Source organism: Sphingosinicella humi (assembly GCF_003129465.1).
Classification (GTDB): domain Bacteria; phylum Pseudomonadota; class Alphaproteobacteria; order Sphingomonadales; family Sphingomonadaceae; genus Allosphingosinicella; species Allosphingosinicella humi.
Genome location: NZ_QFFF01000001.1, coordinates 2374502 through 2388252 on the forward strand (window position 1 = coordinate 2374502; position 13751 = coordinate 2388252).

The 13751-nt window shown below is 66.4% G+C and carries 10 protein-coding genes; 3 read left to right on the forward strand and 7 right to left on the reverse strand.

Annotated elements, in window-relative coordinates:
* Positions 1–75 precede the first annotated feature (75 nt).
* The gene (locus tag DF286_RS11755; protein ID WP_109271606.1) at positions 76–1542 is read left to right on the forward strand and encodes an aldehyde dehydrogenase family protein; all 1467 of its coding nucleotides are present in this window, start codon (positions 76–78) and stop codon (positions 1540–1542) included.
* 4 nt (positions 1543–1546) lie between these two features.
* Here DF286_RS11755 and DF286_RS11760 read toward each other — a convergent pair whose 3' ends face one another.
* Positions 1547–1921 (reverse strand): Rap1a/Tai family immunity protein, encoded by a 375-nt coding sequence (locus DF286_RS11760; RefSeq protein ID WP_109271607.1) that lies wholly within the window; start codon positions 1919–1921, stop codon positions 1547–1549.
* A 99-nt stretch (positions 1922–2020) separates the two neighbouring features.
* Complete coding sequence (locus DF286_RS11765; protein ID WP_109271608.1) at positions 2021–2722, reverse strand: cyclic nucleotide-binding domain-containing protein; 702 nt, start codon at positions 2720–2722, stop codon at positions 2021–2023.
* Positions 2723–2918: 196 nt separating this feature from the next.
* Between DF286_RS11765 and DF286_RS11770 the strand changes: the two genes are divergently transcribed.
* Positions 2919–5081 (forward strand): M3 family metallopeptidase, encoded by a 2163-nt coding sequence (locus DF286_RS11770; RefSeq protein ID WP_341533238.1) that lies wholly within the window; start codon positions 2919–2921, stop codon positions 5079–5081.
* 92 nt (positions 5082–5173) lie between these two features.
* Here DF286_RS11770 and DF286_RS11775 read toward each other — a convergent pair whose 3' ends face one another.
* The 5 genes from DF286_RS11775 to DF286_RS11795 form a co-directional block, all read right to left on the reverse strand.
* Positions 5174–5881, reverse strand: a complete 708-nt coding sequence (locus DF286_RS11775) for a hypothetical protein (RefSeq protein ID WP_243444814.1) — start codon at positions 5879–5881, stop codon at positions 5174–5176.
* Positions 5882–5912: 31 nt separating this feature from the next.
* Positions 5913–7916 carry an adenylate/guanylate cyclase domain-containing protein gene (locus DF286_RS11780; protein ID WP_170303959.1) on the reverse strand — a complete coding sequence of 668 codons (2004 nt, stop codon included), beginning with the start codon at positions 7914–7916 and terminating at the stop codon, positions 5913–5915.
* A 69-nt stretch (positions 7917–7985) separates the two neighbouring features.
* On the reverse strand, positions 7986–9059 hold the full coding sequence (locus tag DF286_RS11785) for a phosphotransferase (protein WP_109271611.1): 1074 nt from the start codon (positions 9057–9059) through the stop codon (positions 7986–7988).
* A 27-nt stretch (positions 9060–9086) separates the two neighbouring features.
* Positions 9087–11204, reverse strand: a complete 2118-nt coding sequence (locus DF286_RS11790; RefSeq protein ID WP_243444815.1) for a malate synthase G — start codon at positions 11202–11204, stop codon at positions 9087–9089.
* A 118-nt stretch (positions 11205–11322) separates the two neighbouring features.
* Positions 11323–11892 carry an outer membrane protein gene (locus DF286_RS11795; RefSeq protein ID WP_109271613.1) on the reverse strand — a complete coding sequence of 190 codons (570 nt, stop codon included), beginning with the start codon at positions 11890–11892 and terminating at the stop codon, positions 11323–11325.
* A gap of 242 nt (positions 11893–12134) precedes the next feature.
* Between DF286_RS11795 and DF286_RS11800 the strand changes: the two genes are divergently transcribed.
* Positions 12135–13724 carry a peptide chain release factor 3 gene (locus DF286_RS11800; protein ID WP_109272163.1) on the forward strand — a complete coding sequence of 530 codons (1590 nt, stop codon included), beginning with the start codon at positions 12135–12137 and terminating at the stop codon, positions 13722–13724.
* Positions 13725–13751: the final 27 nt, after the last annotated feature.

Sequence of the window (13751 nt, forward strand, 5' to 3'; positions counted from 1 at the left end):
CCGTGTATGTCCTTCGAGACGCCGCTTCGACTTCGCTCAGCGGCTCCTCAGGATGAGCGGGAAGAGAGACAGACGATGACCAAGCTCAAGGACACCTACCCCCTTTACCTCGCCAACGAGGCGAAGCAGCCGAACACCGACCTCGAGGTCACCGACAAATATACGGGCAAGGTCGCGTTCCGTACGGCGTTGGCGGACGCAAAGACGATCGATGCCGGCATCGCCGCCGCGGTGGAGGCGGCCGAGCCGATGACGCGGATGGCGAGCTATGAGCGGCAGGCGGTGCTCCAGCATTGCGTCGATCGATTCCGGGAGCGGTTCGACGAGCTCGCTTATGCGCTCTGCGTCGAAGCCGGGAAGCCGATCAACGATGCGGAAGGGGAGGTGACGCGCCTCATCGATACGTTCCGCATCGCCGCCGAAGAGGCGGTGCGCATGACGGGGGAGGTCCAGCCGCTCGACATCTCGAAACGCGCGCGCGGTTATCTCGGCATCTGGAAGCGCGTGCCGATCGGGCCGTGCAGCTTCATCGCGCCCTTCAACTTCCCGCTGAACCTCGCCGCCCACAAGATCGCGCCGGCGCTCGCCGTCGGCTGCCCCTTCGTGATGAAGCCGGCGAGCCGCACGCCGCTTGGCGCCCTCATCATCGGCGAGGTTCTGGCGGAGACGAACCTGCCCAAGGGCGCTTTCTCGATCCTTCCCGCCAGCCGCGACGGCGCCGATCTCTTCACCGAGGATGATCGGCTGAAGCTGCTTTCCTTCACCGGCTCGCCGGGCGTCGGCTGGGAGCTGAAGGGGAAGGCGGGCAAGAAGAAGGTGGTGCTGGAGCTGGGCGGCAATGCGGCGGTGATCGTCGACGCCGATGCCGATCTCGACGATGCAGTCGAGCGGATCATCTTCGGTGCCTTCTACCAGTCCGGCCAGAGCTGCATCGGCGTCCAGCGCATCATCATTCACGAATCCGTATATGACGCGCTTCGGGACCGGCTGGTGGGCAAGGCGAAGACGCTCGTCGCCGGCGATCCGCACGACCGGAAGACCTTCATCGGACCGATGATCGACGTGAAGGAGGCCAAGCGCCTCGACGACTGGATCCAGGAGGCCGTGAGCGGCGGTGCCACGATCCTGTGCGGCGGCAAGCGAGACGGGGCGATGCTGGAGGCGACCTTGCTCGAAGGCGTCGATCGCTCCGCCACCGTCTATCGCGAGGAGGCTTTCGGGCCCGTCGCGATTCTGTCCAAGTTTCGTGATTTCAATGCGGCGCTGGACGAGGTCAACGACAGCAAGTTCGGGCTCCAGGCCGGCATCTTCACCCGCGACTTGTTCAAGACCCTGAACGCCTGGGATCGGCTCGACGTCGGCGGCGTCGTCATCAACGACGTGCCCAGCTACCGGGTCGACAACATGCCCTATGGCGGCGTCAAGGATAGCGGGCTGGGACGGGAAGGCATCCGCTTCGCCATGGAGGACATGACCGAGATCCGGAATCTGGTCATTCGGCGGCGGGAGGAAGGACCGCCGAAGAAGCAGATAGGCGAATAGTCCGCTACTCGCTGCCCGTCTCCACAGGCGCCGCCGGTTCGGACTCCGGGCAGGGGAAGCTTTCGGTCAGGGCTTCGTAGATCGCGGCGGAAGCCGCTTTTCTCCGCACCTCGGGATTGCCGTCCAGATACTCGACGACGGCATCGGCGGCCTCGCGGTTCGTCATTTGCGGAAGGCAGAAGCTTTCCCGTCCCCGCGCCGCCTCCAGCAGGAACATGCCGTCGACCGTGCCGGTGATATACATGGAGCATTGGCCGGCATTGGGCCGGCTGCAGATGTCGAACAGCGCCTGCGCGGTGAAGAAGGAGGGGATGAGCGGGACGGGAGACGCCGCCTGCGCCATGACCAGCCCGGCGAGCGCCAGCCCAGGTGTCATCATCTGAATATCCTTCCGGCTGCGGATAAGGCGTGAGCTCGGGCTCGCCATCTTACCGGACGAGGACCGGCCTTCAACCCCGCCGATCCGACGAAAGGATCGTCAGGCCGCGACTCCGCCGGCCTTGGCGATGCGTTCGTTGCTCGCCCGGAGCTTGGCCTTGAGAGAGGCGGTGAAGCCTTGTTCGAGGGCGTGGCGGACGTCCTCATGCGCGGCGAGATAGGGGCGCAGAGCCTCGGCGGGGGCGCACCAGAAGCGGGCAGGGCCGTCGAGTATGACCGTGGCGCTCGCCGCATCGCCGGAAAGTACGGTGACTTCGCCGATCAGGTCGCCGGCGCGGCAGGTACCAACGCGCTTGCCGTGGCTCATCACCCGCGCCTCGCCGCTGCTCAGATAGAAGAGGTGCGTCACGGCCTCTTCCTCGCGCGTCAGCACGTCGCCCGCGCGGCCCGAGAGCCAGAAACCCTGGTCGAGCAGGTGGCGGGCGCGGCTGCGCGGGAGAGCGGAGAGGACGCCGGAAAGCATTGCCTCCTCCTCCTCGGTGAAGCGGGTCCTGGCGTTCTCGATAAGGCGCCGGCCGAGGACGAGCAGCGACGCGACCATCAGCAGGCCCCACCAGAAGGCGGCGACGACGTTGCCGGTCCAGAAAAGAGCGTGGCAGAGGCCGATCAGCGCGGCTATGGCTATGAAGGCGCGGGCAAGCTTGAAGTGGCCCGACATGACGCCGAGCACGAGCAGCAGAAAGGCCAGCTGGCCTATCAGACCGCCCGCCGTAAACGCCGATCCAAGTCCCTCAGCCGTCATCGCTTCCCCCAGGGGCCAACCCGCCCGAATATGCGCCGAAACCAGCGTCTTTGCAAAGCGGCACGCGACGGGGGCCACGGCCGGCGCGACCAGCCTGAACGACAAGTTGCCACAGGTTCAGCCTTGTCTTTATATGAAGCGGCCATGACACGCGCCCGCGTCCCCGGGCGCTCACTCGCGAATTATGGAGATCGTTTTGAAAGCAGTTTTTCTGACGGGTGCGGCCGCGCTCGCCCTCGGCGGTGCCATCGCCGCAGTTCCCGTGGCGGCGCAGGACGCCGCCACGGGGCAGGCTTCGGCTAAAGCGCAGGCCGCCGTGCCCAGCAACATCCTTCTCGCCGACTGGAGCGGCCCCTATGACGGCGTGCCGCCGTTCGACAAGGCGACGCCGCAGATGTTCCCGGAGGCGCTGCAGTTCGCCATCGACGAGCAGCGCCGCGAGGTGCTCGCCATCGCCGACAATCCGGCGGCGGCGACCTTCGAGAATACGGTCGAGGCGCTGGACAAGAGCGGCCAGAGGCTGGACCGCGTGCTCTCCGTCTTCGGCGTGATGACGAGCAACATGGCGACGCCCGAATATCAGGCGCTCGACAAGGAATGGTCGCCCAAGCTCTCGGCGGCCTATGACGAGATCATCCTCAACCCCAAGCTCTTCCAGCGCGTGAAGGCGGTGTACGCGGCCCGCGAGACTTCGGGCCTTGACGCCAAGCAGCAGCGGCTGGTGACCCGCCTCTACGACCAGTTCGTCCGCCGCGGCGCCAATCTCAACGAAGAGCAGAAGAAGCAGCTTTCGGCCTACAACCAGCAGCTGGCCGAGAAGTTCGCGACCTTCAGCGAGAAGGTGCTGGCCGACGAGAGCACCTACATCACCGCCACCGAGGCTGAACTCGCCGGCGTGCCCGACGACGTGAAGGCCGCCGCCGCGTCCGCCGCCAAGGAGCGGAGCCTGCCGGAGGGCAGCTACGCCATCGTCAACACCCGCTCGGCGGTCGATCCGGTGCTGACCTTCGCCGACAACCGCGCGCTGCGCGAGAAGGTCTGGAAGGCTTTCGTCAACCGCGGCGACAATGGCGATGCCAACGACACCAACGCGCTCATCGCCGACATCGTGAAGCTGCGCGCCGACCGCGCCAAGCTGCTCGGCTTCGAGAACCACGCCGAGTGGCGGATGCAGGACACGATGGCCGGCACGCCCGCCGAGGCACAGGAGCTGATGATGCGCGTCTGGCCGGCGGCCATCGCGCGCGTGAAGGAGGAGGTCGCCGACCAGCAGGCGGTCGCCGACAAGCTCGGCCACAACATTACGATCGAGCCGTGGGACTATCGCTACTATCAGGAGAAGGTCCGCAAGGAGCGCTACGATCTCTCCCAGGAGGAGATCAAACCCTACTTCGCCCTCGATAACATCATCGAAGCCTCCTACTGGGCGGCGGGCGAGCTGTACGGGCTGGACTTCAAGGAGATCACCGGCACCGTTCCCACCTGGCATCCGGACATCCGCGTCTACAGCGTCACCGATCGCAAGACCGGCGACCAGATCGGCGTCTTCTACCGCGACGATTTCGCGCGCACCGGCAAGCGTTCGGGCGCCTGGGCGACGACCTATCGCAGCCACGCCGGCCTTCTCGGTGACGAAATCGTGCTCGGCTCGAACAACAACAACTTCGTGAAGCCGGCGCCGGGCGAGCCCGTGCTGATCAGCCTCGACGATGCCGAGACGCTGTTCCACGAATTCGGTCACGCCATCCACTATTTCCTGTCGGACGTCCATTATCCGAGCTTCGGCGGGACGCCGCGGGACTTTGTGGAGTATCCGAGCCAGGTCAACGAGAACTGGCTGATGACGCCAGCCGTGCTCAGCAAGTTCGCGAAGCACTACAAGACGGGCGAGGCGATGCCGCAGGCGCTGATCGACAAGATCGAGAAGGCGCAGACCTTCAACCAGGGTTTCGCGACGACGGAATATCTGTCGTCCGCGCTGGTCGACATGGCGCTTCACACCGATGCCGACGGCGTCGTCGATCCCGACACGTTCGAGCGGGAGACGCTGGCGAAGCTCGGCATGCCCGAAGAGTTGGTGATGCGGCACCGCCTGCCGCACTTCAACCACCTCTTCTCGTCGGACAGCTACTCGGCCGGCTATTACTCCTACCTGTGGTCGGAGACGATGGACGCCGACACCTGGGCGGCGTTCGAGGAGACCGGCAACGTCTGGGACAAGGCGACGGCCGAGCGGTTCAAGGCGACCTTGCTCTCCACCGGCAACGAGACCGACCGCGCCGAGGCCTATCGGGCCTTCCGCGGCCGCGATCCGGACGTGAACGCGCTCCTCAAGAAGCGCGGCTTTCCGACGAACTGAGCCATTCCTCCCCACGATTTTCGTGGGGAGGACATAAAGAAAGCGGCGCCTCCCTCAGGAGACGCCGCTTTTTCTCTGTACAAAGCGAAGGTTCAGTTCTCGGGGGTGGCCGCGGCCATCGCCGGCCGCTCGAGCGCGGCGATCAGAACGTCGAGCTGCGCATCGCAGTCGTTTTCGATGAGCGTCGATGCCATCGCTTCCGGCTCCGGCGGCTCGGCCGCGAGCGTCTTGAAAGTCACGACGGTCGGCTTCTCGGCGCCGCCCCAGTTCAGGCGATACTGGGCGCCGGAGGTGACGGCGAGATCGGACGGCCAGGAGACGGTCGGCTCGCCGGCCTGCCACTGGACCGTGCGGTTCGCGCCGTCGCTGGCCCGCGTGACCGTCAGCGTCACCGGCTTGGTCGCATCGGCGCGCCACAGCGTGACATGCGCCGGATCGGTCAGGCAGACATTGGAGCTCTTGGCGACGTCGACATGCCAGATGCTCGCCGGGCGGACGTCGGTCGCTCCGCCGACATTGCGCACAGCCCCGATGCGAGCCCGCCGCGCCGGGCCGCCCGCAACCGAAGCGATCGCCGATCGATTATTCGCCTGGGCGGGGCCGCTGGGCGTGAAGGTGCCCGGCCCCCGAAGCGTGCGGGTGCCGCGGCTGTCGAGCAGGACGAGCGTGTCGTTGGCCTGCAGAGTGATGCGCGCGTCGTCGGCGAGTTTCTTGCCGGCCGGGAAGCTCCGGGCCGACGGGCCGAGCGCCCGAACGACGAGTGCTTCCGCCGCCGCGGCGGTGGCGCTGGACGCGATCAACAAAGCCGCGGCAAGACGCGCGGCAATGGCTTTATTTGGACCCCAAGACAAAGTGACCTCCCGGACCTGCTTCTCTTATCCTATACACAAAATTAGCCAGCGCCGCATCTTCCTTATGGGCCTCAGCCAACTGTTCCAATTCGGGAAGTGCGGACATGTCGCCGCCGTCGAACCGCTCCCATAGAGTAGTGAGCGTCTGCCGGAGCGTTGTGTCCATTTGCGGCGCGGGCTCCCAGACTTCGACCGGCGTGGCGCGGCCGCTAAGGACGATGCGACCCATAGGGCGGAAGAGGTCGAGCGTCGATTGACGCCTCGCCTCGCTGCTGACGAGGATCGTGGTCTTCAGCGACTTGTTCGCGGATTCCAGCCGCGCGGCGGTGTTCATGCCGTCGCCGAGGGCGGTATACTGGATGCGTCCCTCGCCGCCGAAATTGCCGACGACCGCTTCGCCGCGGTGGAGGCCGACCCGAGTCTTGCCGAGCGGCGGAATGTCGTCGCCGCCGGAGCGGGCGAATTCCTGCCCCGCCTCGTACATGGCGACGGCGGCATTGATGGCGCGGTCGGCATCGTCCTCGCGCGCGATCGGTGCGCCCCAGAAGGCGACGACGGCGTCGCCGACGAACTTGTCGATCGTGCCGCCATGCTTCAGCACCGTATCGCTCAATAGGTCGAGATAGCGGTTGAGGAGGGTCGAGAGCTGCTCCGGGGTGATCGCGTGGCTGAGCTTGGTGAAGCCCTCCATGTCGGTGAAAATGGCATAGATCTGCCGCTTCTCGCCCTTCAAAGCCAGGCGTTCGGGATCGCGGAGGATCTGGTTGGCGATGTCGACGGGCAGATATTTGCCGAGCGTCGACTGGGCGAAGCGGCGCTGCTCCGAGCCGACCGCCCGGGCGGCCGTGCCGACCGCGGCGAACGCGAACAGCCACCCCACCGCCCAGCCGAAGGCGGGAAGGCCGAGCGTGTCGATGTTGCCGGCCTGGACCAGGAAGGGCAGCGAGACGAAGAAAATCACCTGGCCGATCAGCACCGCGGCCAGCTTCCAGCTGCGCATTTCGAGCAGGCTGGTGAGGCCGCCGGCGACGACGACCGCGACCGCCACCAGCCAGAGCGCCCAGCCGGGAATGGCGGCCGGCAGCTTACCGTCGAGCAGCTGGGCGAGAAGATGGGCGTGGACCTCGACGCCCTTGGTCAGTCGGCCGTCCAGGCGGCTCATCGGCGTCTCATAATCGTCGACGTCCTGGATATCGCCGCCGATCAGCACGTGGCGGCCCTCGATCTGCGGCCTCAGCGCATCGGCGAAATCGGTGACGAAGAGATCGATGGGAAGCTTGGAGAAGACGGGATAGTCGAGGCTCTCGGGCAGGCGAAAGGCGATGCTGCGCGAATAGTCCCGGAACTCCGGATGGATCGGCGCCATGGCGGTGGCGAGCAGCGGCGGCAGGCTGTCAGGCTGGCGGGGCCAGCTGCGGATGACCCCGTCCTCCAGGTCGGGCTCGAGCATGATGCTGGCCGGCTTCACCGCGCCGGGGCCGATCCGGTCGAGGAAGCCGGTGAGGAACTGCTCCTGCCACAATTTCATGTAATCGGGGCTGGTGGCGTTGGAGGCGAAGGCAAGCCAGGTCGGCGTCTCGACCCGTCGGAAGGCGTCGATCAGGATCGGGTCCTCGGCCTGCGGCTGATCGATCAAAATGTCGATGCCGATCGACTTGGGGTTCATCGCGTCGATCTTGAGGAGCGCGTTGGCGAGCATCTCCCGGTCGAGCGGCGAGCGCTTGGCGAGCGCTTCCAGCGTCTCGTCGGTGTAGACGACCATCACGATGCGGTCGTCCTGCGGCATCCGCTCGGCGGTTTCGAGCAGGCGGATGTCGTAGAGGGCACGCTCGGCGTCCTTCGCCAGCGGTATATCCCAGCTGTAGCGGGCGAAGAGGAGGCCGAGGACGAGGAACAGGACCATGCCCGCGAGGCGCATGGGGCCGACCTGCCGAAGCGTGCGCTTCGCCCGGCTCGTCCAGTTCGGTCCTGCGGAATCCCCCATTCGACCGCCCCCCAAGCGACCTTTGATCCTTTGCTGATTATAGGAAATCGGCCCTGAGTCCACCGCTCCTCAGCGGGCGCCGGCGCGCTGGGCCTGGTTCCAGGCGAGGTCCGCCAGGCCTTCGAGCCCGGCCGCCATCTTGTCGGCATGGGCCGAGGCGGCGGTGCCGCGCGCGATCCGGCCCTTGATGCCGTGAAGGATGGCGGCGAGGCGGAACATGTTGAAAGCGACGTAGAAATCGAGATCGGGGATGCCGCTTCGCCCGGTGCGCTCGCAATAGGCGGCGACATATTCCGCTTCCGAAGGGATGTTGAGCGCGCGAAGATCGACGCCGGCGAGCCCGGCGGTGAGCCCGCTCGCGGGCATGCGGTACATCATCAGGTGATAGGCGAAGTCGGACAGCGGATGGCCGAGCGTGGAAAGCTCCCAGTCCAGCACGGCGAGGACTTTCGGCTGCGTCGGATGGAAGATCATATTGTCGCAGCGGAAGTCGCCGTGGATGATGCGCGCTTCGTCCTCACCGGCCGGGATATTGTCCGGCAGCCATTCGACCAGCCGGTCCATCGCCGCGACGCGGCCCGCTTCGGCATCGCCCAGATACTGTTTGGACCAGCGGCCGATCTGCCGCTCGAAATAATTGCCCGGCTTGCCATAGTCGCCGAGGCCGATCGCGTCCGGATCGAGGCCGTGCAGGCGGGCGAGGGTGAGGTTCATCGCGTCGAAATAGGCCGGCCGCTCGGCGGCGCTCAGCTCGGGAAAGGCCGCTTCCCAGAATATGCGACCCTCGACCATGTCCATCACGTAGAAAGCGGTGCCGATGACGCTGTCGTCCTCGCACAGGGCGACTGCCCGCGCGACCGGGAAACCCTGCTTTCCGAGTGCCGCGATCACCCGATATTCCCGCTCCACCGCATGGGCGCCGGGGAGCAGCCGTCCGGGCGGCTTGCGCCTTAGCACATAGGCGCGCGTCGGGGTGACGAGCTTGTAGGTGGGATTGGACTGGCCGCCCTTGAACTGCTCGACGCTCAACGGGCCCGCGAAGCCGGGCACTTCCCGCTCCAGCCATCGTTCCAGCCTGCCAATGTCGAAGCGATGCGCTTCCCGGACTTCCGTCGTGCCGCTGTTCTGCGCGCTTCTGTCCATGGCGGGCCTCCTTCCTTGTCGGGCGAGCTATTGCTCGCTCTTCAGCCTCAGGCGGTGGGCGTGGAGGAGCGGCTCGGTATAGCCGGAGGGCTGCGTCGGGCCTTCGAAAATAAGTGCCGCCGCCGCCTGGAAGGCCAGGCTGTCGGGGGTCAGCGGGCGGTAGAGGGGGTCACCTTCATTCTGGCGATCCACGACCTTGGCCATGCGCGCCAGCGCGGCTTCGACCTCTGCGCGGGTGACGATGCCGTGCATCAGCCAGTTGGCGATGTGCTGGCTGGAAATCCGGCAGGTGGCGCGGTCCTCCATCAGGCCGACATCGTGGATGTCCGGCACTTTCGAGCAGCCGACCCCCTGGTCGATCCAGCGAACGACATAGCCGAGGATGCCCTGGACGTTATTCTCCAGCTCCTCGCGCACCTCGTCTGGGCTCCAGTTGCGGCCAGCGGCGACCGGGATGGTGAGAATGTCATGGAGCTTCGCGGCAGCGCGGCCCGCCAGTTCGCGCTGGCGCGCGGCGACGTCGACCCGGTGATAGTGAATGGCGTGGAGCGTCGCGGCCGTGGGGGAGGGGACCCAGGCCGTGTTGGCGCCCGCCTCGGGATGGGCGATCTTCTGCGCCAGCATGTCCGCCATCCGATCCGGCATCGCCCACATGCCCTTGCCGATCTGGGCCCGCCCGGAAAAGCCGCAGGCAAGGCCGACATCGACATTATTGTCTTCATAGGCCTTGAGCCAAGCCGATGACTTCATCTCGCCCTTGCGGATCGTCGGGCCCAGCTTCATCGAGGTGTGGATCTCGTCGCCGGTGCGGTCGAGGAAGCCCGTGTTGATGAAGACGACCCGGTCCTTCACCGCATGGATCACGGCGGCGAGATTGACGCTCGTCCGGCGCTCCTCGTCCATCACGCCGATCTTGATGGCGTGGCGGGGAAGGCCGAGCACGTCCTCGGTGCGGTCGAACAGGCGATTGGCGAAAGCCGCCTCGTCGGGGCCGTGCATCTTGGGCTTGACGATGTAGATGGAGCCGGCGGGACTATTGGCGCGGGCGCCGCGCAGGTCGTGCAGCGCGATGAGCGATGTAAACACGGCGTCGGCGAGCCCTTCCTGAACCTCCTCGCCATCGAGCCGCATCATCGGGTTGGTCATGAGATGACCGACATTGCGCACGAACAGCAGCGCACGCCCCTTCAGCGTGAGCGTGGCGCCGCCGGGCGCCTCATAGTGCCGGTCGGGCTCCAAGCGCCGCTCGAGCGGCTTCCCGCCCTTGTCGAACCGCGCCGTAAGGTCGCCCTTCATGAGGCCCAGCCAGCTGCGGTAGACGCCGATCTTCTCCTCCGCGTCGACGGCGGCAACGCTGTCCTCGCAATCCATGATCGCGGTGATGGCGCTCTCCAGGAGGATGTCGGCAACGCCCGCGCGGTCCTCGCGTCCGATCGGATGATGGGCGTCCAGCCGGATTTCGACATGGAGATTGTTGTGGCGAAGGAGGATGGCATCGCCGGCGCGCCAGCCGGCAAGGGCTGAGGGATCCTTGAGGCCGCCGCGATTGGTGGAGAGGACGCCATCCTCGACGGCATAGCGGGTCACCTCGGCATGGCTGCCGCCGGTCAAGGGCGCAATCTCGTCGAGGAAGCGCCGGCCCCAGGCGATGACAAGGCGTCCGCGTTCCGCGTCATAGCCGCCAGACGGGGGAAGATCGCCCATGGCGTCGGTGCCGTAGAGCGCGTCATACAGGCTGCCCCAGCGCGCGTTGGCGGCGTTGAGGGCGTAGCGGGCATTGTTGACGGGGACGACGAGCTGCGGGCCGGCAATGTCGGCGATTTCCGGATCAACGCCGCGGGTGCCGATGGCGAAAGGAGACGGGCGGTCGACCAGATAGCCGATCTCGTGCAGGAACGTCTCCTCTTCGGCGGGGTCGGGAGCGCGTCCCGAGAGGCTCTCGTTGCGGGCGTCGATCTCCGCCTGGAGCCGCTCACGCTCGCGCAGCAGCCGCTTGTTCTCGGGCGTCAAGTCGCGGAGCAGGGCCGAGAAGCCGCGCCAGAAGACGGCCGCGTCGATGCCGGTGCCGGGCAGGGCCTCATCCTCGACGAAGGCCCTGAGAGCCCGATCCACCTCGATCCCGGAGATCAGTTCATAGTCGGCCACGGCGCGCCCCCTTTGCTTTCGCCCCGCTATGTTCGACTGGAGGCGCCGCTTCAATAGCGCAAAGGAAAGGGAGGGAGCGCCGCGGCGCTCCCTCCCTCCTTGTTTCGGTCCGATGCTTTTAGAAGCGGAAGCCGAAGGTCGCGGCGACCTGGTGGCGCGACAGGCCGGCTTCATAGTTGGAGTAGCGATACTCCGTGCCGACATAGCTGTTGGTGCCGAGCGCGTACTGGGCGCCCACGCCGGCACGGATGCCGTCGCCATTGGCCGACTCGCTGGTCGTCACGCCGCCCTCGGTCACCGTCGCCTTGATGCGGGCGTTGGTGTAGCCGAGCTTGCCGTAGAGGTTGACGCGGTCGGAGACGGCGGTGGTGACGCGGCCGCCGACATAAAGATCCCGACCGGCGGAGATCTTGGCGCTGTCGGCGCCGTCGACGAATTCGATGTCGGTGGTGGCGTCGGCCGCTTCTGCGTCGATGCCGACCGAGGTCGTCGGGGTCACGGCGAAGTCGTAGCCGATGCCGACACCGTAGAGCACGCCGTCCTGGCTCTCATCATCGGGGCCGAAGTCGACGCGGACATTGTCATAGCCGACAACCCCCTCGATGCGGGCGCCCGAGACCGGCGCGGCGAGCGCCGGCGCGGTGATGGCGGTGGCGGCGAAAGCGAACGCAACAAAACTGAGCTTCATGATTGTCCTTTCTGGTGTGGTGTTGAAGCCATACACCAGTAAGGCCCGAATTGTGGCGGCTCCGTGGCTGAATGGCTCCGCGATTGTGGCGGCGCCGCCCTGACGCGCCCCCTTGGGAATCGAAGAAAATTATTCAAGAGGGGACGGCTGTTGCGGCAGTGCAACATAGTGCCTGGCGGCTCGCCTTTCGGGCGCGGCTTTGTTAAGGGCGCGCCGAATTCGATTCCATGGATCTCACCTTGATGCTGAACCGACCGACCGGCCGCCCGGACCGGCGCACCTTCGCGATCATCTCGCACCCGGACGCCGGCAAGACGACGCTCACCGAAAAGCTGCTCCTCTTCGGCGGCGCCATCCATCTCGCCGGCGAGGTGAAGGCGCGCGGAGCGAACCGCCGCGCCCGCTCGGACTGGATGAAGATCGAGCAGCAGCGCGGCATCTCAGTCACCAGCTCGGTGATGACCTTCGAGCATGAGGGCGTGACCTACAATCTGCTCGACACGCCGGGCCACGAGGACTTTTCCGAGGACACCTATCGCACGCTCACCGCCGTCGATTCCGCCGTGATGGTGATCGACGCGGCGCGCGGTATCGAGACCCAGACGCGCAAGCTGTTCGAGGTCTGCCGGCTGCGCAACGTGCCCATCATCACCTTCGTCAACAAGGTCGACCGCGAGGGCAAGGAGCCGTTCGCCCTGCTCGACGAGATCGCCGACGTGCTGGCGCTGGACGTCGCGCCGATGAGCTGGCCGGTGGGCATGGGCGGGGAGTTCGAGGGCATTTACGACCTTCGGGCCGACCGGCTGCATTTGCCGGCCAAGACCGACAGCGGCCATTTCGAGGGAAACACGGCGGAGTTCACCGGCCTCGACGATCCCAAGCTCGCCGAGACCGTCTCGGCCGAAGGGCTCGCCCGGCTGCGCGAGGAAGCCTCGCTCGCCGTCGCGGCCTATCCGGAGTTCGACTCCGCCGCCTACCTCGCCGGCGATCTGACTCCGGTCTATTTCGGATCGGCGCTGAAGGAATTCGGCGTCGGGGAGCTGATCGCGGCGCTCGGCGAGCATGCGCCGTCGCCGCTGCCGCAGCCGGCGAGTTCCGGCCCGGTCGATCCGGACCACAACGCCGTCACCGGCTTCATCTTCAAGGTCCAGGCCAACATGAACCCGCAGCACCGCGACCGCGTGGCGTTCATGCGGCTCTGCTCGGGGCGGTTCAAGCGCGGCATGAAGCTGCTCCAGCCCTCGACCGGCAAGTCGATCGCGGTGCACAGCCCGATCCTGTTCTTCGCCCAGAACCGGGAGCTGGCCGACGAGGCCTTTCCCGGCGACATCATCGGCATTCCCAATCACGGCACGCTCCGGGTCGGCGACACGCTGACCGAGGATGCGGCGATCAGCTTCACCGGCCTTCCCAACTTCGCGCCGGAGATATTGCGCCGAGTGGTGCTCGCCGACCCCACCAAGACCAAGCAGCTGAGGAAGGCGCTGGACGATATGGCGGAAGAGGGGGTGACGCAGGTCTTCTACCCTTCGATCGGCGCCAACTGGATCGTCGGCGTCGTCGGCCAGCTCCAGCTCGATGTGCTGATCTCGCGACTGGAGGCCGAGTATAAGGTCGACGCGCGGTTCGAGCCGTCGCCCTGGGACACTGCGCGCTGGATCGCGGCCGACAACCCGGCCGATCTCAAAGCCTTCATGGAGACCCACAAGAACGCCACCGCCACCGACCGCGATGGCGCGCCGGTATTCATGGCGAAGGATCTGTGGGAGCTCAATTTCCACGAGCAGCGCAATCCAAAGCTGCGCTTCACGGCGACGAAGGAGCGGGCGTGACCGTGGACGTCACCCCGGCGAAGGCCG